The organism is Actinobacillus lignieresii (assembly GCF_900444945.1).
Classification (GTDB): Bacteria; Pseudomonadota; Gammaproteobacteria; order Enterobacterales; family Pasteurellaceae; genus Actinobacillus; species Actinobacillus lignieresii.
This window is the reverse complement of record NZ_UFRM01000001.1, coordinates 1,496,927-1,516,548: the sequence shown is the minus strand read 5'-3', so window position 1 is coordinate 1,516,548 and position 19,622 is coordinate 1,496,927. Positions and strand designations below refer to the sequence as shown.

The following is a 19,622-nucleotide window of genomic DNA, read 5'->3' as shown; positions in this document are numbered from 1 at the left end:
TATTCATAATAGTTGTAAAAATTATTCTTTTTGCTTATTACATAGACAAACGTCCAATTTTTTAGGATTTTTCAGAAAAAGCGTTTGACATATTTTTTTATTCTAGTAATATGTGCGCCACAGACACAGTGAGTGGTGAGATGGCCGAGCAGGCTGAAGGCGCTCCCCTGCTAAGGGAGTATAGGGTTCAAAAGCTCTATCGAGGGTTCGAATCCCTCTCTCACCGCCATTTACTTTATCATGCACCCGTAGCTCAGCTGGATAGAGTACTCGGCTACGAACCGAGCGGTCAGAGGTTCGAATCCTCTCGGGTGCGCCATTTTAATTTTTACTCTATTCAAATTAAAACGGTCGCTGATAAAACTAAATAACTCACCATTCAAAATATAACGCACCCGTAGCTCAGCTGGATAGAGTACTCGGCTACGAACCGAGCGGTCAGAGGTTCGAATCCTCTCGGGTGCGCCATTTCATAAATCATTTCTTTTAATTTTTTATAAATATCTAATTTTATTCCTTTTAATCATACTAACGATTAGTGTTGTTTAGAATAAATCATATAGGGTTATTCCGTAATCGGATAAATTCGGCTAGACTTATATCGTAATTGAAATATAGAGGATTTTATATTGAAAGGATTAATTGCCAGATTCATTGCAGGCTTTGCGCTTTTGCTTTGGGCTTGGGATATGGTATTTCCGTGGCAACAATTAATGCAGGCGGAAGAAAATCGCTATAACCAAATTCAACAACGTAAAATATTAAGAGTCGGAATGGTTAATCATCCTCTTTCCTATTTTATCGGGGCGGAAGGTACAGCCGGGATAGAATACGAATTGGCCAAATCGTTTGCTAATTATCTTGACGTAAGATTGGATATTAAAACTTTTGATAACAGTGAGCGGCTCTTTAGCGCATTAAAAGACAATAAAGTGGATATTGCGGCGGCAGGCTTGTTATACCAGCCGGAATTGAGTAAGCAGCTTCAAATCGGTTCGGCTTATTATTCCGCTTCTTGGCAAGTCGTATATAAAAAAGGCAGTAACCGCCCTTATAAACTGTCGGAATTAGAAGGTGATTTGATCATACCTGCCGGTTCGGCGGTACTGCCGATTTTACAACGCTTAAAAGAAGATAATCCGAAACTAAGTTGGCAAACTACCAATCAGTTTACGCAGGAAGAGTTATTGCTCCAAGTCGCCGAGGGAAAAATTCCTTATACGGTCGGCGTATCCGTTGATATTTCCGCCGCGCAACATATCCGCCCGAATATTGCGGTCGGTTTCGATTTAACCGATGAGGCGCCGGTATTGTGGTATTTACCGAACAGTTCTTATAGTGAGCTGCAAGCTGCGGTATTGGATTTTATGAATCATGCGAACGAAACCGGATTGATCTCACGGATTGAAGAAAAATATTTTAATCATTTGGCGCATTTTGATTACGTCGATATCCAAAGCTATTTAAAAGCCATTAAATTGGTCTTACCTAAATATCAGTCCCTGTTTGAAAAGTATCGCGGCGATTTGGAATGGCAGATGCTGGCGGCTATCGCTTATCAGGAATCGCATTGGGATCCGAATGCGACTTCTCCGACCGGTGTACGCGGTATGATGATGCTGACCAGAGATACGGCAGAGCGTATGAAAATTACGGATCGAACTAGTGCGGAACAAAGTATTCGTGCCGGTTCCGAATATCTTCATATGCTGATGAGACAAATTCCCGAAACGGTACCGAAAGAAGATCGTATTTGGTACGGATTAGCCGCTTATAATATGGGACTCGGGCATTTATTGGATGTTCGCCGTTTAACGAAGCAGTTGGGCGGTAATCCAGATAATTGGTTGGATGTGAAGAAGAACCTACCACTTTTAGCGGAGAAGCGTCATTATAGCGGTTTAAAATACGGCTATGCTCGAGGGTTTGAGGCATTTCAGTATGTCGAAAATATTCGTCGATATTATAGTAGTATCATTAACCATCAAAGGGTAGAGGAACAACAAATCCAGAATAATGAAGAGCAACCGAGTGTTCCGCAAGAGATAAGCAAAGAATCGGATTCAACTTTGAAGGAATAGAGCAATGAAACGTAAACTTAAAACCAAGAAAAAACTCGTGTGTAATCATAAAGCGCGTCGTCTTTTTCATATCTGGAAAACGAAGCACCGTATTGCGGAACGACGAAGATTAGCTTTTATTGCGATGCAAAATGAGGAATAGTAAGCGGTCGAATTTCATTTGTTTTTTGTAAAAAAACCGCCTTTTGTTAAAGGCGGTTTTTCATATTGGTTATTGTACGTAATTAATCACTTTAATTACTTTATTTACCCCGCTCACATTACGAGCTACTTCGGCTGCGGCATCCGCTTGTGCCGGTGAGAGTTTTCCGATTAAGAAGACTTCACCGTTTTCGGTAATGACTTTAACTTCTGTGGCTTTTACTTCCGAGTTGGCTAGCAGTTTTGATTTAATCGCCGTGGTAATCCAACTGTCAATAGAGATTTGTCCGACACCGATTTTTTCACCTGTGCGAATTTCATTATAAATTTCTGTCACACCCTCCGCACCGGCTGCAAGATTTTTAGCACTTTCCGAAGCTGACATAGTAGGCGCTTGACCGATTAATAATACTTTGCCGTTGTAAGCCACCACATTGATACGGGCTTCTTCTTTAAGCTGAGCATCTTTGCTTAAGTTATACGCCACACGCTCTTCAAGCACTTCATCATCAATTTGAGTACCCGCGCTACGAGGATCCGTCGCCACTTTGCCGGCAACCGCAGCGGAAGTGACAACCGCAGTAGCGATACATCCTTGCAGAGATAGAAGACTGACGGCAAATAAACTGGTTAAACCGATTTTTTTTAACGTAAGCATAACAATATCCTTTTTATAAAGTTAAGAAAAAAGTAAGTGATCAACTAATTCGCATAGCACGTTTACACAAAATTGATGACCTTCAATCACTCTCAGTTCGCTACTGGACGGCATAGAAATTTCGAGATCGTGATCATCCAATAAGCCTTGCGTATGGTCATTACGGCTACTGGTAAAAGTAATGATTTCCAGCCCTTCATTTTTTGCCGAATGAATCGCATTTAAAACCGCTTCTTCATTACCGGTAGGCGAAAAGGTAATAAAAATATCGCCGTCTTTTGCTACGGCTTGTAACTGTTTGCGGTAGATATTTACCAATTCGCTATCTTGTGCGAGTACGCCGGCAAGTACGCCGTCGAATTGCAATAATAATGCCGAGAAACTGGGGCGATTTAAATCGTATTTATGTAATAAATGGCTGACAAGTAGTTGCGCATTGGCATAAGAGCGACCGTGTCCGCATACGATGATTTTATTTCCCCTTAATAAACAGGCGACTACACGATTAGCCGCTTCACTCAAGGTTTTGGGGAGTAATTCGGCCGCCGCTATTTGGATCTGGATACTTTCGGTAAAACGATCTTGAATTTTTTCGAGCATGAAAAGAACTATCCTAAAAAATTTGGGATCCAAAGAGGCGGATCATTTCCTTCAAAGGCGACAACATCAAAGCGGCAATTTGCGGTATCCAAACTTTGCTTATGTCGCGTAAACAGCCACATATTGGCGGCATCCAGCCATTTTTGTTGCTTTCTATAATCTATACTTTCGACTGCGGAACCGAATCGATTACTTTTACGTTGGCGGACTTCTACAAAAACGAAAGTATCGCCTTGGCGCATAATCAAATCCAATTCGCCGCATTTGAATTGCTGATTTGCCGCAATAAACTTAAGCCCGTTTCGTTCTAAAAATTCACGGGCTTTTTGTTCAAAATTCGCACCTTGCGAACGTTTAGTTAGCGTTTTCCACTGCACCATTACGATATTGCAACCAAGACATTCCGCGTTCGATATTACAGTTCGGGCTGGCGGTTAAATTACCGGTTAAACCTGAAACGCTATAACCCGGAATTTGGCGGAATTCATTGAATTTATTTGCTAACGCCCAAGCATCGGAACCCATTGCATATAAACGCATCATCGAGAAATCGCTTTCCGCTAAAGTTTCCGCTTTTTTATATTCGTCCGAATTTGGGTCCGCAAGCAGAGGAATTTCACTGAATTTCACTCCTTCCATTGCGGTACGGAATTCAATACCGTTATTCGGCGAATTACTGCGTGAAGAGGTATAAATATTCAATTGTCCGGCAAGCGATGAACCGTCGATACCTTGTTTTAATTCAAGTAACTGCTCGGCGGTACCTAACGCATATAATGCCGCACCTTGAACACCGCCCGAATTCTGAATTGCGACAACCGCATCTTGAGGAATATTGTAATAGCGTACGTCCGCATCCGTATTGGTTAATTGTCTCCAACGTTGTGAGAATGCATCTGCGGAACGTTGTCCGAAATCATCTTGTGATGCGGCAACGATAGCACGCGAATAACCGTCGCGATATAAGCGATCCGCTCCGGCTCTCGCTTCCGCTTCCGGCGATAAACCGTAATAACATACGCCCGGAATCGCTTTTACATTTGGCGTCGAATTTAAAGCCAATACATTCACATTTCGGATTTCAGGACTTAACAACATTTCATCGACACGAGATTTTAGTAACGGGCCGATAATCGTTTGTGCGCCTTGTTGCTTAGCCTGTGCCAAAATACTTTCGACCGAACTGCTATCCGTATCGTATGTTTGCACCGGAATGGAGTCCGCGCCTTTAGCGTCATTAAAGCCTTTTTTGATAATATCGCCTAAAATTTTAGCGTCACCGCTTAACGGTAAAAGTAAAGCGACGCCGTTTAATTGGGTTTGTTGGAAATTCGATACGTTTTGTAACTCCGCCGGCATGACCGTTACCGCACTATGATTCGGATAGAGTTGTTTCCAGTTATTAATACCCTGCGGCATTTGTGCCGGTGTCGAAACGTTTTGGTTGTAAACCGCAATTAAAGCTAACCAACCGGCAAACTCGGTTTCGCCCGGTCCCGGATTGGCAATAGACAATGCACCTTTATTCGCATTACGTAATAATGACCAAATTTGATTGTTATTTTCTTGGCGTAACTTATTATCGATTAATTGAGAAGTCATTAAAGAACGCGCTCTCACCGCTTCAAGCACATCTTTACGATTTTCCGCAATACGCGCTTGTGTTTGATAGTAACGCATACTTTGCGTACGGCTTAATTGGGTCGTCGGCACCAGTCTTAAAAGTGAAACGGCTTGTGCTTCATTACCCTGTAATGCCGCAAGTTGCGCCGCAACCAAGTTATATTCTACTTTTTGAATTTCATTTTTCTGGATATCGGCGAGCGATAGAGTGAGATCGTCGAAGGTATTTTGTGCTTCTGCCGCTTTATTTTCATCAATCAGTTTACGAACGGCTAATAGGCGATAAGTAATTTTATCTTCTTTATCTGTGGCTCGATCCGCTTTATTGATATAAAATTCCGACGTTGCGTATGCTTCGTCTTTGACCGTTTTGGTTAATGGGTTTTCAAAAAAACTTGTACCGGTACAAGCAGAAAGAAAAAGCGCCATTGCGGTTGGGACAAAGACAGTTTTTATTTTCTGTTTTAAAATAGTCGCCATTGTATTGCTCCTAATAGACTATAATGGGCGGAATAATATTGAAATCTTACTTATCAAACGAGTGAAAATCAAATGAAAAACGAACAAAACGGTACTTTGTATATTGTGGCGACACCAATCGGTAACCTTGGCGATATTACGCAACGCGCACTGGATACTTTTGCTCAAGTCGATTTAATTGCCGCCGAAGATACTCGTCATAGCGGTTTATTACTTAGCCATTACGGTATCAAAAAACCGTTTTTTGCCTTACACGATCATAATGAACAACAAAAAGCAGCGGTATTAGTTGAAAAATTACAACAAGGGCTGAATATTGCGCTGATCTCCGATGCCGGTACGCCGTTAATTAGTGACCCGGGCTTTCATTTGGTGCGCCATTGCCGCCAAGCCGGCATTAAAATCGTGCCGTTACCCGGCGCTTGTGCCGCAATTACTGCACTTTGTGCGTCCGGTATTGCCTCTGACCGCTTTTGCTTTGAAGGGTTCTTACCGGCTAAAACCAAATCACGCTGCGATAAATTAGCCGAAGTGGCGGATGAACCTCGTACCCTGATCTTTTACGAATCTACGCATCGCATTTTAGATACGCTTGAAGATATACAGAAAATGTTGGGCGCTGATCGTTATGTGGTGATGGCTCGTGAAATTACCAAAACGTGGGAAACCATTCACGGCGATACGTTGGCAAATTTAATTGCATGGTTAAATGAAGACTGCAATCGCATTAAAGGTGAGATTGTGTTAGTTGTGGAAGGAAAAACGCAACAAGACGATGAAGAATTTTCCACCCAAGCGGTTAAATTACTCAGTTTACTTTGCCAAGAATTACCGCTGAAAAAAGCGGCGGCAATCGTAGCGGAGACTTTCGGCTATAAAAAGAATGCGCTTTATCAGTACGGTTTAGAACATCTTTCCGATAACTAAAATACAAGCGGTTAAATTTCCTAAAAATTTAACCGCTTATTTGTTAGATTCTCGCCAAATCAAAATTTGCTAAATCAATTTTATCTTCTGTGCCGTAGAATTTGGCTAACGCTTTACGTAGTGTTTCGGCACGTTTGGGTAAATAACCACGCTCCGCATAAATTTTTACTTGGTCGAAAACCGCTTGTTTAAACGCTGAATTATCGCCCGGGTTGCCGGAAAGGTTATCCGCACTGGCAAAATAGCGGAAGCCGGCAGCGGTTGCCAACACCCATTCAATCGCTTGCGGTTTAACTTCCACTGATTCAAATTCACGCTGACGCTCCGCTGAGCGTCCGTCCGGTTCATACCAATAACCGAAATCTTCTAATTTACGGCGTTCGGTTCCTGCCACAAGCCAATGGGCGATTTCGTGTAATGCACTGCTGTAATAGCCATGTGCAAATAAAATTACATTGTACGGGCGATCGGATTTCACGCCGTCTTCATCTAAAAATGCGGGTAAGTAAATCGGGTAGTCTTCGCCCTTTTCTAAGCGAGTATTGTATTCTTCGGCGAAACATTCATCGAAAATACGAATAATGTCTTCAATTTTATGATTGTCTTGGTTCATAGCAAACTTATTGTGGTTAATAAAAAAATGGCACAAGCGATTGACTTGTGCCATAAGATTATAACTGATTTAGCCAATTTAAAAATTGATTTGCTTCTAAGAAGCCGGTAACTCTTGATTGCGTCAGTTCATTACCGTCCTCATCAAAGAATAAAATGGTCGGTAAACCTAGTACGTTGAAGTGTTTCATCAGTTCATCGTTTTGTGGCGAATTATTGGTCATATCCACTTGTAACACCACCATTTCAGTCAATTTTTGCTGTACAGCTTGGTCGGTAAAAGTGTATTTCTCAAACTCCTTACACGCTACACACCAGTCAGCGTACAGATCTAACATCACTTTTTTGCCTTGTGAAGCGGTCAATTTTGCTTGTAATTCTGCAAGTGATTGCACGCGTTCAAAGGCTAAGTGGTTGCTTACTTGTGCCGAATGGCTACTGTTACCTTGATTCCACACTAAGTTTGCCCAAGGGTAAGAAGCAAGCGCAAATGCAAAAAATAGTAGAATTCTGACCGCTTGTTTGATGACGCCTTGTGCCGGAATCACGCTAATCAACCAGCCAACAAACACCATTGCCAGCGCCGACCACATCAACGGCTCATAATGGCTTGGTAAAATACGGCTAAGTAAAAAGACCGGTAAAGCTAACATCACAAACCCGAAGGCGGTTTTGACTTTCAATAACCAATCGCCCGATTTCGGCAAAATACGGTTACCGAATAAGGTAATCAGAATTAACGGAATCCCCATTCCTAAAGCTAATAAATAAAGTGCTAATCCGCCGGTGAGTAAGTCCCCACTTTGGGCAACATACAGTAATGCGCCGGATAACGGCGCGGAAGTACAAGGTGAAGCCACTAAACCGGCAATCATCCCCATCACAAATACACTACCAAATGCACCGCCTTGCTGTTTCTGACTCATCGCATTCAGTTTTTGTTGCCATGAATTCGGCAAGCGGATTTCAAATAAGCCGAACATCGAAGCGGCTAAAATGGTGAATAAAATCGCAAGTGAAATTAGCACCGGCGGGCTTTGTAACGCTACTTGGAACGGTAAGCCGATTGCTGCTACCACCAAACCTAATAGCGTATAAGTGAGCGCCATACCTTGTACATAAGCAAAGCTGAGTAATAAAGCTTTGAACGTATTAGGGCGTTGCTTATTGCCAATCACAATTGCAGATAATAACGGCAGCATTGGTAATACGCACGGGGTAAAGGCTAAACCGATACCCAGTACAAAGAACCAGAAAATCGATAAGCGATTATTCGCCAAGTTCTCGGCAAGCTGATCCTGTTCCGCTTTCGGTGCATTAGCCAAAGGCAGAGAAGCGGTTGAATTTTCGCTATTTTTTGCAATATTTTGAGCGGAATCGACCGCTTGTTGGCCGTCTAAACTAACGGTGGCCGTTTCGGGCGGATAGCAAAAGCCTTTGGTACAGCCTTGATAACGAACCGAAAGACTAGCGTTCGCTTGTGCTGCAGAGAATGTTATCGGCAACGTCAGTTGATCACGGAAAATTTCCACCTCGCCGAAAAACTCATCGTGATAATTTTCCGCAGCAGGGAACGTTAACGGTTGGATTTCGGCATTTTGCGGCGTGACCTGTATTTCTTTTTTATACAGATAATAACCGTCTGCAATTTGCCAATTCAGCTCAATTTGTTTATCGGATTTCGGTGTGGCTGAAAAAGCGAATGCTTCGGAACCGCTCAAATATTTGGGCTGGTCGTTACCGAATAAACCGGCGTGTGCGGAAAGGGTTAGCATTATGCTGACCAAGAGAAAAATAAAACGTTTTAGCATATCGATACAGAAAGATAAAAGGTGGCGTATTGTAATATAAATAAGTAAGGTCAGGCAAAATGCCTGCTTCTTACAACAAAAATCGTGAATATTTCTTAAAAAATTGACATAAAATGACATTTTGTGTTGAGAAAGTTACTCGATAAAGCCATAATTAATTTACGCGTTTTCATTCAAAAGGAGAAAAAAACGATGTATGAAATAGTCTTTTATCGAGATAAGCGGGGGAGAGAACCCGTAAAAGAATTTCTGTTAAGGCTGCTAAAAGAACGGCAGGAAGGCAGTCGAGAACGATTACACAAAATCAGCCATCATTTGAGTATTTTACATTTGCACGGTACTCGAGCCGGTGAGAATTATATTAAGCATTTGGAAGATCGTATTTGGCAGTTACGTCCGGTGGGCGATTGCCTGTTATTTGCAAGTATTATTCGGGGAAAATTTGTGTTGTTGCATTATTTTGCCAAACAGAATTATCGAATTCCGAAACGAGAAATAGAACGTGCAAAAGTTCGGTTGGCGGATTTACAGGAGAGAATAAAAGATGAGCCCTATTGGTTCTAGTTGGACATCGTTTGAACAAGAAATTTTTGACGAGTCGGAAATAGCGGAAACTCAGTTTCGCATACGACTTATTTTAGAAATCATTGAAACCCGTCAGCAGCTCGGTATTTCTCAACGAAAATTGGAGAAATTAAGCGGCGTAAAACAATCTATGATTGCTCGGGTAGAAAAAGGCTCGATTAATCCGTCGTTGGCGACGGTATTAAAGTTGCTTGTGCCGTTGGGGAAAACTTTACAAATCGTACCGTTAGATAAAAACAAAACGGTACGTTAAAACAAGCGGTCGTTTTTCCGAAGATTTTTGCAAAGTCTCCAAGAAAAACGACCGCTTGATTTATTTTATTCGGCTCTTTAAACCGCTGTTTTTAACAGATATAAGGTGTAGGCGACATAGCATATAAAGAGAATCGCACCTTCCGCCCGATTAATTCTGCCCGCTCTTTTACGGAAGCTAAACGCAAAGAAAAATAGCAGAACGGTTACCGCCAACATCACGAGCATATCACGGGAGAACACCTCCGCTTCCACTTGCATCGGTTCGATAGCGCCGGCAATCCCGACCACTGCTAACGTATTAAATAAATTTGATCCGACAATATTTCCTAAAGCAAGATCGGACTCGCCTTTACGGGCGGCAATAATTGAAGAGGCCAGTTCAGGTAATGACGTGCCGACCGCTACAATGGTTAAACCGATAACTAAATCGCTCACGCCGAAATATTTGGCGATTTCGACCGCTCCCCAAACAAGCAATTGGGAACTTGCCATTAAAAATAGTAAACCTATAACGACCCAGAAGAGTGCTTTGCCAATCGGCAATCGCTCTTCATTTAAAGATTCCGTTTGAGCAAGCGTATCATTTTTGCTGCGCAATGCGACCCATATTGTCCATCCCATATAAACGGCAAAAATAATCAATAAAATGACCGCTTCTATTTGGGTGGCTTGCGCATCGAACAGCATATACGCTGACACTAACGTAATTAAAATTAACATAGGCAGTTCTTTCTTAATCACTTCGGAAGCGACAATAATCGGTTTGATTAAGGCGGTAACCCCTAAGATAAGCGCAATATTAGTGATATTGGATCCGTAAGCGTTACCGAGCGCAATCCCCGAAGCGCCTTTTAGTGCCGAAGAGGCGGATACCAACATTTCCGGCGCCGAGGTGCCGAAACCGACAATCACGATACCGATTAAAAGCGGAGACATGCCGAAATGACGGGCGGAAGAAGCCGCACCCTCTACAAATTTATCCGCACTCCAGACGAGTAAAATTAAGCCGATTACAATGGCAAGTGAAGCGTATAACATCATATTTCCTAATAAATTAAATGGGCGTATAGTATAGGTTAATTTTTGATAATTAACTATAAGGAAGGTGCTATGAAAGTAACGAGTTCAGCGATTAAAAACAGAGCGTTTGAAGATAAATACGGCAAACGCGGCAGCCAATTCAGCCCGAACGGTATGCCGAGTTATTCGATTCCGTTTGAAATTAGTGAGGTACCTGAAGGGACGAAATCCTTTGCAGTAGTACTGGAAGATAAAGATGCGATTACCGCAAGCGGTTTTGTCTGGATTCATTGGTTAATTGCCGATTTAGAACGCACCAAAATTGCCGAAAACGAAAGTCTAACGGCAACTGATTTTGTACAAGGTGCTAACTCGTGGGCAAGTAAATTAGGCAACTTCTCAATCGAAGAAGCTTCAAATTATGGCGGCATGGCACCACCGAATTGCAAACACCGCTATGAACTTATCGTTTATGCGTTGGATACCAAGCTGAATTTAACTTCCGGTTTCCGTTTTAACGATCTGCATTTTGCAATGCAAGACCATATCTTAGCTACAGCAAGTGTAATGGGAACTTATGATGTTTAAGGGTTAAGTTAATACCTAAGAAAGAATTAGGTAGATGACACGAGTGGGGACACTTGCTCCAGTAATGGTAAAACTTTTGAGAAAAATGACCGCTTGTTATATTTAATTTTATTGCAAGCGGTTATTTTTTATAAAATTTTTACAAAATCATAAGAAAAACATCTTGCATAATTATGCAATAAAAATTAGTATTCATTCAGTTATTTGAAATGTACAGGATTTTAAACGAATGGCAATTCGCATTCACAACGTCAACTTTTTTTACGGTTCAAGCCAAGCATTATTCGATATTAATTTAGATATCGAAAAAGGCGATACGGTAGTGCTGTTAGGTCCGAGCGGTGCGGGTAAAAGTACCCTGATTCGTACGCTAAACTTAATGGAAATTCCACAATCAGGTACGCTTGAGATTGCACAACATAAATTCAATCTTTCGGCGAAGACTGATGCGAAAGAAATCGCATTATTACGCCGTGAAGTCGGTATGGTGTTTCAACAATATCACTTATGGCCGCATTTAAGCGTAATGCAAAACCTGATCGAAGCGCCGATGAAGGTATTGGGTTTGGCGAAAGAAGAAGCGATTCAGCGTGCTAAATCGCATTTGGAACGTTTACGTTTAGGCGAATTCGCCGATCGTTTTCCGCTACAATTATCTGGTGGTCAGCAACAACGCGTGGCAATTGCTCGTGCATTAATGATGCAGCCGCAGGTACTGTTATTTGATGAACCGACTGCCGCACTTGACCCGGAAATTACCGCTCAAGTGGTTGATATTATTAAAGAATTGCAAGATACCGGTATTACCCAAGTTATTGTGACTCACGAAGTCGGTGTAGCGCGTAAAGTGGCGACTAAAGTGGTATATATGGAAAAAGGCAAAATTATCGAACAAGGCGGCGCAGATTGTTTTGAACGACCGAAAACCGCTCAATTTGAAAACTATCTCTCTCACTCAGAATAAACACTATGCAAGGACACATTATGAAAAAACTTTTATTAGCATCAGCAATCGCACTTACAGCACTTTCAGCACAAGCAAAAGATTTAACCTTTGCGATGGAACCTAGCTATCCGCCGTTTGAATTAACCAATGAAAAAGGCGAAATCATTGGTTTCGATGTGGACGTTGCCAATGCAATTTGTAAGGAAATTCAAGCGAATTGTTCATTCAAAAGCCAATCATTTGACGGTTTAATTCAAGCGGTAAAACAAAAACGCATTGATGCGGCGATCTCGGCGATTGATATTACCGAAGCACGTGCAAAACAAGTGGCTTTCACGGATGCTTATTATGACAGTTCGGCAAGTTTTATTGCGGTAAAAGGTAAAGCGGATTTAAATACGGCTAAAAATGTCGGCGTACAAAACGGTACTACGTTCCAACAATATGTTGTTGCGGAAGCAAAACAATATGCACCGAAATCATACGCTTCATTACAAGATGCGGTATTGGATTTAAAAAACGGTCGTATTGATATTATCTTCGGCGATACTGCGGTATTATCGGATATGTTATCGAAAGAAGCGGAGCTTTCATTCGTAGGTGACAAAGTAACCAATAAAAAATATTTCGGTAACGGTTTAGGTATTGCAGTCAATAAGTCAAACGGCGAATTAGTGGCGGAATTAAATAAAGGTTTAGCGGCAATTAAAGCGAACGGCGAATACCAAAAAATCTACGATAAATGGATGACTAAATAATTTTTATGTTCTCAGAATATCTTCCGCTTATTTATAGTGCAACCCTAATGACCTTAGGGTTGGCACTGACTTCCCTGATAGTCGGCTTATTACTTTCAATGCTGTTTGTGGTACTGGAAACCAATAAACAGCCTTGTATTAGTAAACCGACTTCTGTTTTTTTAGCTTTATTGCGCGGTTTACCGGAAATTTTAGTGGTTTTACTGATTTTCTTCGGTTCAACCGAATTGGTTGAAAAAATTACCGGCGAATATGTTGAGTTTAGTGCGTTTAGCTCTGGGGTATTAGCGCTTTCCTTAATTTTTTCAGCCTATGCTTCGCAATCGTTGCGTGGTGCGATTCAAGCCGTACCGAACGGACAATGGGAAAGTGGCGCAGCACTAGGGCTAAGTCGTGCGCATACGTTTTTAAGAATTATTATGCCGCAAGTTTGGCGTCATGCTTTACCGGGCTTAAGCAACCAATGGTTAGTGTTATTAAAAGATACGGCGTTGATTTCCTTGACCGGGGTGGACGATTTAATGCGTCAAACGGATTTAATTAATACGAATGAGCATCAACCTTTTACATGGTACGGTTTGGCGGCGTTAATTTATTTAGCGATTACCTTAATCAGCCAAGTGATAATTGCCGGACTTGAAAAACGTTTTACTCGCTTTGAAAGAGGGGGTAAATAATGTTTCAAGATTATTTAGCCGTTATCGCGCAAGGGATTCCGACCAGTTTGAGCTTAACCGCCGTTTCATTGCTGATTGCGTTTGTATTAGCGGTGATTTTGACCTTCTTACTTTCAATGGAAAGCAAGCTGATTAAGGCAATCGTAAACGGTTATTTGATGCTATTTACCGGAACACCGTTATTGGTACAGTTCTTTTTGATTTATCACGGACCGGGTCAATTCCAGTGGATTGTCGATAGCTTTGCTTGGCAATTTTTATCGGATGCGTGGTTTTGTGCGGCGTTAGCGTTAGCGTTAAATAGTGCGGCATACTCAACCCAATTATTCCACGGTGCGGTAAAAGCGATTCCGAAAGGGCAGTGGGAAACCTGTGCGGCGCTTGGTTTAAGCCGTTTAGATACTTTGAAAATCTTAATTCCATATGCTTTACGCCGTGCATTACCGTCGTATAGCAATGAGATTATCTTAGTGTTCAAAGGCACATCGTTAGCTTCAACCATCACCTTATTGGATATTATGGGCTATGCCCGCCAGTTATACGGTACGGAATACGATGCGATTACCATTTACGGTATTGCCGGAGCGATTTACTTAGTAATTACCGGTATTATGACGATTCTGTTGCGCAGAGTAGAGGCGAAGGTATTGGCGTTTGAGCGTCCGGCAGCCGAGAAAGCGTAAATTTTATCGATGGTGCTCGTCTCTGACGAGTACCTTTTTTATATACGAGCAAGCGGTCTGATTTTGGGAAAAATTTACAAATTTCCCGATAAATCAGACTGCTTGTTGTTAGGATAAAAAGGATAAATTACGCCGTTTTCTTGGCTAACATGGTTGCGAAACGCATTTTAATACGGTTGCCGTTCGCATCGGTTTTATGCAATTCGCCCAAATCTTCGTTGTACTTCACTAATTCCCAATCTTGATAATAGTTCGCTAATTCTCGCTCGCCGAAGGTAAATGAGAACGGCATCGGACACGGATATTCTTCGGTACTCATCGCACACACAATTAAGTTATAGCCGCCGACTTTGGTGTTTTTCTGCATATTTTCAATAATTGCAGGAATGCATTCACGGTTTAAGAACATCATCACAACCGTAGAAACAATCAGATCATATTCACCGCTTTGGCTGCCGATAGTGGCTTGGTTAATATCATAAACACCGGTTTCGATATTTTGCAGATTCTCTTTCTCAATCATATAGTTTAAGAATTCGATACTCTCGGCATTATGATCAACCGCCGTTACATCAAAACCTAATAAATTCAGATAGAGCGAATTGCGTCCGCGTCCGCAACCTAAATCCAACGCTTTACCACCTTTCACATAATTAACCGCATTTAACACTTCGGAATGAGTCGTGGTGAGATTATATTTTTTCGCATAGTAATCTTTCGCTTCGCAATAGAATGCGAGCTGACATTCCAAATCATCGGACAGCGCTTCGACTTTATGCCAAAGTTGCGGCTCTACAAACGGCGGCTGATTTTCAGGGGTAAAAATCATGCTATTGACTTCTTCGCCTTGTTCGGTCAATTCATAAAATTTTAATTCGCCTTTAAGCACAGTCAGTTTTGCCCAAGTACCTTCCTTAGTATTGTGTTTTTCTTGGAACATTTGTGGCAGGCTGTCTTTGGTCCAAACCGGCATTTGTTTGTAGCAAATTAAGTTTTGCATAATTAATCCTCTCTAACGAATAAAATAATGATGATAAATTTTACTCTTCTGATTTTTCTAGGCAATAAAAAACCGACTAAAATAGTCGGTTATATCAAAAATACCTAAGATTTATTAGATCGCTATGCCCTTAAATTGACGACCGAAATAGACTAAGCCGGTATTCGGCGTTACATCGATATGTTTCAGTTCCACCATAAAAATCGTATGCGTACCCACCGAATGCGTATCGACAATATCGCCTTGTAAGGCGGAAATCGAACCGCGTAATACCGGTTGTCCGTCAAAGCCTTCGTCCCAAATATCCCAAGCGAAACGTTCTTCCATACTGCTGCACATCATACAAGCAAAATGCTTCGCCATTTCTTCTTGTTCGTGGCTTAATACGTTGATGCACACTTTACCGTTTTGCTTAATGATATCGTGAACGGAACTGCTTTGATTGATACAGAAAAGCAAGGTCGGCGGCGTATCGGTCACCGAACAAACCGATGATACGGTAATACCGATTTTGCCGGCAGACCCGTTTGTGGTCACAATACTTACCGCAGCGGATAAATGCGCCATCGCATTACGAAATTGTTGTGAAAATTCAGGTACCTCTTGAGGTTTCGGAATACAAGACATAAAGCTCCTTTTAAATTATTCCTTCCAGATCACATGATATTCTCGGTTATCCGCATCGTGAGAAATCAAGAAACGAGCGAATACGTCATCCATTTCATCTTTATCGTTTACTAAACCGACCCATACTTCGGCAAAAGCGTCGGGATCGATTAACGTACCGATTTCTTGATCCCAATTCTCCGAGGTTTCGACCATTTCTACCGCGCCGCGCTCTTCAAATTGTAAATTGAATAATAAAATATCCGCAGGATCCAAGTTCTCACCTGCCATTTCAAGGAAAATATCATAAGCGAGATCAATCGCTTCATCCGGAGTTAATTTGTTCATAATTTGTTTCTTTTATATTATATAAAAAATAGCGACTTAATTTGCCAATAAAGGTTTAGAAAGTCAAATTTATAGACATTGGATCAAGCGACTTATTACTTGTCCGGCGGTTTTTTCTTTAAGAATTTGCCAATTGCTCGGTAATTCAAGCGGCGGATGGTTCTTTTCCGTTTCCACATAAATCAACGCATTGTCGGCAAGCCAATGATTTTCAGCCAATAATGTTAGCACTTTCGGCACAAAGCCGTGATTAAAAGGCGGATCGACGAATACCACTTCAAATCCTTGCTGCGCATTCTTTTGAGCTAAATATTGCAGCGTATCGGTATTAATTACGGTGCCATTTGTAGTTTTAAGCGAGGTTAAATTATTTTTCAGCAGATTTGCCGCATTTGCAAATTTCTCAAGAAAAACAACCGCTTGTGCTTGGCGAGAGAGCGCTTCAATCCCAAGTGAACCACTGCCCGCAAAACAATCTAAACATCGACTGCCTGCTACATCATTCATTAGCCAATTAAACAGCGTTTCTTTTACTCGGTCGGTAGTCGGGCGTAAGCCTTCCGCATTTAACACCGGCAGCTTTCGCCCTCGCCACAGTCCGGCAATAATGCGTACTTCGCCGGTCGGCTTATTTTGTAAAGTGGAATTACGATTTTTTTTCATACTAACTAAAGGAAAAATAAGGATTATTTGATAAACTACACAAGTTTAGTCCATTTTAACGGAAAAGTGAGAAAAATATGGCAGAAAAGAAAAAAGGTTTTTGGTCTTGGTTAGGTTTTGGCAAAAAAGACGAACCGAAACAAGACGATATTCCGGCAGAACAAAATGTCGAATCTGCAACGGAAACGGTAGAGCAGAAAGTCACGCAAGCCGAAGAGAAAGTCGAGCAGTTACAAGAAGCGGTAGAACAAAAATTAGAAGCTCTCGAAGATAAAATTGAAGATAAGTTTGAGCAAGTTGCCTCTCAACCGGAAATCAAAGAATTTGTCGAAACGGTTGAACAAAAAACGGAAACGGTTGAAAACTTTATTGAGAAAATTGAAGATTCTATTGAGCAAAAATTAGAACAAGTCGAAGAATTTTTTGAACAAAAATCAGAAAATCTCGAACAATTTGTCGAAGATAAAGTAGAAGAAGCGAAAACGTTTCTCCAAGAAACGGTAAATGAAGTTGAACAATCTTTCGAGCAAGAAAAACAGGATTCCGTTTCAATTGTTGACACAGCAGCAAGTGAGCAGTCGCTCAAACCGGTAACAGACCCGCAAACAACGCCCGAATTAGCAGCTATTGAACCCTCTGAAACCGTTTCACAAGCGGTCGAATTTAGCGAAAAATCTGCAACCGAAAGCGAAATTAACCGCCATCAGCAAATCGAAAAACGTGTTGAGAAAGTGGTTGATGCCGAGCTTGCCGGTGAAGTGAAAACCAAGTCTGATGCGGAAGAAAACTTTGAAGAACTGGAAGAATTGGTCGAGCTTGAAACGGAAAAAGCGGAACACGAACAAGCCGAACCAAAAACGGACGAATACCAAGAAAAACCGAGTGAAGGCGGTTTTTTCAGCCGTCTATTAAAAGGCTTAGTTAAAACCAAACAAAGTATCGGTTCCGGTTTCCGTAATTTCTTTAGCGGTAAAAAAATCGACGACGATTTATTTGAAGAATTGGAAGAGCAGTTATTGGTTGCCGATTTAGGTATGCCGACGACGACGAAAGTTATCAATAACTTAACTCAACACGCCTCTAAGAAACAGCTTAAAGATGCCGATTTACTCTATCAACAATTAAAACTTGAACTTGGCGAGGTGTTAAAACCGGTTAGCCAGCCGCTTGAAATCGACACGAGTAAAAAGCCTTATGTGATTTTAATGGTCGGGGTAAACGGGGTCGGTAAAACCACCACTATCGGTAAATTGGCGCGTAAATTCCAAGCGGAAGGCAAATCGGTAATGCTTGCCGCCGGCGATACTTTCCGTGCCGCAGCAGTGGAGCAGTTACAAGTTTGGGGTGAACGGAATAATATTCCTGTTGTCGCACAATCTACCGGTTCTGATTCCGCTTCGGTAATTTTCGATGCGATGCAATCGGCGGCTTCAAAAGGGATTGATATTCTTATCGCAGATACCGCAGGTCGTTTGCAGAATAAAAACAACTTAATGGACGAGCTGAAAAAAATCGTGCGTGTAATGAAAAAATACGATGAAAGCGCACCGCACGAAATTATGCTCACTTTAGATGCCGGCACGGGACAAAATGCGATCAGCCAAGCGAAGTTATTTAACGAAGCGGTCGGCTTAACCGGTATTACATTAACGAAACTGGACGGTACGGCAAAAGGCGGTGTGATCTTTGCGATAGCCGACCAATTTAACATTCCGATTCGTTTTATCGGGGTCGGAGAAAAAATTGAAGATCTCCGTCCGTTCAATGCGGAAGAATTTATCGAAGCATTATTCGAACACGAAGAATAGCAATGATTACAAATAGGCTGAAAAGACAATTTTTGCAAAAAATCAGCGAAATCGAACCGCTATTTTCTAATAGTAGAAAAGGTAAACATAATGATTAAATTCACAAATGTAAGTAAAGCTTATAAAGGCGGTAAGCCCGCATTGCAGGGGATTAATTTCCATTTGCCTGCCGGCGGTATGGCGTATTTAACCGGTCATTCCGGCGCCGGTAAAAGTACCTTACTTAAGTTAATTATGGGCATTGAGCGCGCAAATGGCGGACAAGTGATGTTTAACGGACACGACATTACCCGTCTTGAGCCGCACGAGTTGCCGTTTTTACGTCGCCAAATCGGTATGGTTCACCAAGATTACCGCTTACTTACCGATCGTACCATTTTAGATAATGTCGCATTACCATTAATTATTCAAGGTATGCATCAGCAGGTGGTCGAGCGTGAAGCGCGTATTGCCTTAGAGCGTGTCGGCTTGGCGAATAAAGCGAACTATTTGCCGTTACACCTTTCCGGCGGTGAGCAACAACGTGTCGATATTGCCCGTGCGATCGTACATCGTCCGATTTTATTATTAGCCGACGAACCGACCGGTAACTTAGACGAAAAACTCTCGTTTGAAATTTTCCGTTTGTTTGAGGAATTTAATCAGGCGGGTACTACGGTTTTAGTGGCAACGCATGATACCAATATTATTTCAAAACGTCCGAAACCGTGCTTAGTATTAGAGCAAGGTCATCTCAGAAATTAAGGAAACAA

General features: G+C 41.7%; 23 protein-coding genes and 3 tRNA genes. 15 read left to right on the top strand and 11 right to left on the bottom strand.

Going from position 1 to position 19,622, the window contains the following annotated elements:
- Positions 1-134: 134 nt before the first annotated feature.
- The 5 genes from DY200_RS07015 to DY200_RS10695 all read left to right on the top strand — a co-directional run bounded on the left by DY200_RS07015 (position 135) and on the right by DY200_RS10695 (position 2,223).
- Positions 135-229 (top strand) — tRNA-Ser (locus DY200_RS07015).
- A gap of 13 nt (positions 230-242) precedes the next feature.
- A tRNA-Arg gene (locus tag DY200_RS07010) sits at positions 243-319 on the top strand.
- A gap of 72 nt (positions 320-391) precedes the next feature.
- A tRNA-Arg gene (locus DY200_RS07005) sits at positions 392-468 on the top strand.
- A 161-nt stretch (positions 469-629) separates the two neighbouring features.
- The gene (gene mltF / locus DY200_RS07000; protein WP_115587472.1) at positions 630-2,081 is read left to right on the top strand and encodes a membrane-bound lytic murein transglycosylase MltF; all 1,452 of its coding nucleotides are present in this window, start codon (positions 630-632) and stop codon (positions 2,079-2,081) included.
- Positions 2,082-2,085: 4 nt separating this feature from the next.
- On the top strand, positions 2,086-2,223 hold the full coding sequence (locus DY200_RS10695) for a hypothetical protein (protein WP_005598497.1): 138 nt from the start codon (positions 2,086-2,088) through the stop codon (positions 2,221-2,223).
- A 69-nt stretch (positions 2,224-2,292) separates the two neighbouring features.
- Here DY200_RS10695 and dolP read toward each other — a convergent pair whose 3' ends face one another.
- From dolP to DY200_RS06980, 4 genes are read right to left on the bottom strand one after another with little or no spacing between them, the layout of a single operon-like run.
- On the bottom strand, positions 2,293-2,880 hold the full coding sequence (dolP, locus tag DY200_RS06995; protein WP_115587471.1) for a division/outer membrane stress-associated lipid-binding lipoprotein: 588 nt from the start codon (positions 2,878-2,880) through the stop codon (positions 2,293-2,295).
- A 21-nt stretch (positions 2,881-2,901) separates the two neighbouring features.
- Positions 2,902-3,480 carry a D-sedoheptulose-7-phosphate isomerase gene (locus DY200_RS06990; protein ID WP_115587470.1) on the bottom strand — a complete coding sequence of 193 codons (579 nt, stop codon included), beginning with the start codon at positions 3,478-3,480 and terminating at the stop codon, positions 2,902-2,904.
- Positions 3,481-3,488: 8 nt separating this feature from the next.
- Positions 3,489-3,860 carry a YraN family protein gene (locus tag DY200_RS06985; protein WP_005598490.1) on the bottom strand — a complete coding sequence of 124 codons (372 nt, stop codon included), beginning with the start codon at positions 3,858-3,860 and terminating at the stop codon, positions 3,489-3,491.
- Complete coding sequence (locus DY200_RS06980; protein ID WP_115587469.1) at positions 3,835-5,583, bottom strand: penicillin-binding protein activator; 1,749 nt, start codon at positions 5,581-5,583, stop codon at positions 3,835-3,837. Before DY200_RS06980 ends, DY200_RS06985 begins: the two co-directional genes overlap by 26 nt.
- 72 nt (positions 5,584-5,655) lie before the next feature.
- Between DY200_RS06980 and rsmI the strand changes: the two genes are divergently transcribed.
- Positions 5,656-6,510 (top strand): 16S rRNA (cytidine(1402)-2'-O)-methyltransferase, encoded by an 855-nt coding sequence (gene rsmI, locus DY200_RS06975; RefSeq protein ID WP_115587468.1) that lies wholly within the window; start codon positions 5,656-5,658, stop codon positions 6,508-6,510.
- A 43-nt stretch (positions 6,511-6,553) separates the two neighbouring features.
- Here the strand turns inward: rsmI and DY200_RS06970 are convergent, their stop codons facing one another.
- Positions 6,554-7,123 (bottom strand): elongation factor P hydroxylase, encoded by a 570-nt coding sequence (locus DY200_RS06970; protein WP_115587467.1) that lies wholly within the window; start codon positions 7,121-7,123, stop codon positions 6,554-6,556.
- Between the two features lie 58 nt (positions 7,124-7,181).
- Positions 7,182-8,933: a protein-disulfide reductase DsbD gene (locus DY200_RS06965; protein ID WP_115587466.1), complete on the bottom strand. Its 1,752-nt coding sequence runs from the start codon at positions 8,931-8,933 to the stop codon at positions 7,182-7,184.
- A 192-nt stretch (positions 8,934-9,125) separates the two neighbouring features.
- On the opposite strand from DY200_RS06965, the gene DY200_RS06960 reads away from it, so the two are divergent.
- Together DY200_RS06960 and DY200_RS06955 are read left to right on the top strand one after the other, a co-directional pair.
- On the top strand, positions 9,126-9,497 hold the full coding sequence (locus DY200_RS06960) for a type II toxin-antitoxin system RelE/ParE family toxin (protein WP_005619674.1): 372 nt from the start codon (positions 9,126-9,128) through the stop codon (positions 9,495-9,497).
- Entirely contained in the window at positions 9,478-9,771 is a 294-nt protein-coding gene (locus DY200_RS06955) for a helix-turn-helix domain-containing protein (RefSeq protein WP_115587465.1), read from the top strand. The genes DY200_RS06960 and DY200_RS06955 overlap by 20 nt, the downstream gene beginning before the upstream one ends.
- Before the next feature lie 77 nt (positions 9,772-9,848).
- Here the strand turns inward: DY200_RS06955 and DY200_RS06950 are convergent, their stop codons facing one another.
- A complete protein-coding gene (locus tag DY200_RS06950; protein ID WP_115587464.1) occupies positions 9,849-10,811 on the bottom strand; it encodes a calcium/sodium antiporter in 963 nt (320 codons plus the stop codon).
- Positions 10,812-10,883: 72 nt separating this feature from the next.
- On the opposite strand from DY200_RS06950, the gene DY200_RS06945 reads away from it, so the two are divergent.
- The 5 genes from DY200_RS06945 to artM all read left to right on the top strand — a co-directional run bounded on the left by DY200_RS06945 (position 10,884) and on the right by artM (position 14,445).
- Complete coding sequence (locus DY200_RS06945) at positions 10,884-11,381, top strand: YbhB/YbcL family Raf kinase inhibitor-like protein (protein ID WP_115587463.1); 498 nt, start codon at positions 10,884-10,886, stop codon at positions 11,379-11,381.
- 229 nt (positions 11,382-11,610) lie between these two features.
- On the top strand, positions 11,611-12,345 hold the full coding sequence (gene artP / locus DY200_RS06940; RefSeq protein ID WP_115587462.1) for an arginine ABC transporter ATP-binding protein ArtP: 735 nt from the start codon (positions 11,611-11,613) through the stop codon (positions 12,343-12,345).
- Positions 12,346-12,365: 20 nt separating this feature from the next.
- On the top strand, positions 12,366-13,085 hold the full coding sequence (locus DY200_RS06935; protein WP_115587461.1) for a transporter substrate-binding domain-containing protein: 720 nt from the start codon (positions 12,366-12,368) through the stop codon (positions 13,083-13,085).
- A gap of 5 nt (positions 13,086-13,090) precedes the next feature.
- The gene (artQ, locus tag DY200_RS06930) at positions 13,091-13,762 is read left to right on the top strand and encodes an arginine ABC transporter permease ArtQ (protein ID WP_115587460.1); all 672 of its coding nucleotides are present in this window, start codon (positions 13,091-13,093) and stop codon (positions 13,760-13,762) included.
- Positions 13,762-14,445 (top strand): arginine ABC transporter permease ArtM, encoded by a 684-nt coding sequence (gene artM / locus DY200_RS06925; protein WP_005608586.1) that lies wholly within the window; start codon positions 13,762-13,764, stop codon positions 14,443-14,445. Before artQ ends, artM begins: the two co-directional genes overlap by 1 nt.
- A gap of 127 nt (positions 14,446-14,572) precedes the next feature.
- Here artM and tehB read toward each other — a convergent pair whose 3' ends face one another.
- From tehB to rsmD, 4 genes are all read right to left on the bottom strand, one after another.
- Positions 14,573-15,445, bottom strand: coding sequence for an SAM-dependent methyltransferase TehB (tehB, locus tag DY200_RS06920; protein WP_115587459.1), 873 nt, complete (start codon positions 15,443-15,445; stop codon positions 14,573-14,575).
- 114 nt (positions 15,446-15,559) lie between these two features.
- Positions 15,560-16,072 (bottom strand): 4-hydroxyphenylacetate 3-monooxygenase, reductase component, encoded by a 513-nt coding sequence (gene hpaC / locus DY200_RS06915; RefSeq protein WP_005608583.1) that lies wholly within the window; start codon positions 16,070-16,072, stop codon positions 15,560-15,562.
- A gap of 15 nt (positions 16,073-16,087) precedes the next feature.
- A complete protein-coding gene (locus DY200_RS06910; RefSeq protein ID WP_005598462.1) occupies positions 16,088-16,399 on the bottom strand; it encodes an HI1450 family dsDNA-mimic protein in 312 nt (103 codons plus the stop codon).
- A gap of 69 nt (positions 16,400-16,468) precedes the next feature.
- Positions 16,469-17,062 (bottom strand): 16S rRNA (guanine(966)-N(2))-methyltransferase RsmD, encoded by a 594-nt coding sequence (gene rsmD, locus DY200_RS06905; protein WP_115587458.1) that lies wholly within the window; start codon positions 17,060-17,062, stop codon positions 16,469-16,471.
- Between the two features lie 77 nt (positions 17,063-17,139).
- On the opposite strand from rsmD, the gene ftsY reads away from it, so the two are divergent.
- Both ftsY and ftsE read left to right on the top strand, forming a co-directional pair.
- Positions 17,140-18,870 carry a signal recognition particle-docking protein FtsY gene (gene ftsY / locus DY200_RS06900; protein WP_115587457.1) on the top strand — a complete coding sequence of 577 codons (1,731 nt, stop codon included), beginning with the start codon at positions 17,140-17,142 and terminating at the stop codon, positions 18,868-18,870.
- Between the two features lie 90 nt (positions 18,871-18,960).
- A complete protein-coding gene (gene ftsE, locus DY200_RS06895) occupies positions 18,961-19,614 on the top strand; it encodes a cell division ATP-binding protein FtsE (protein WP_005598455.1) in 654 nt (217 codons plus the stop codon).
- Positions 19,615-19,622: the final 8 nt, after the last annotated feature.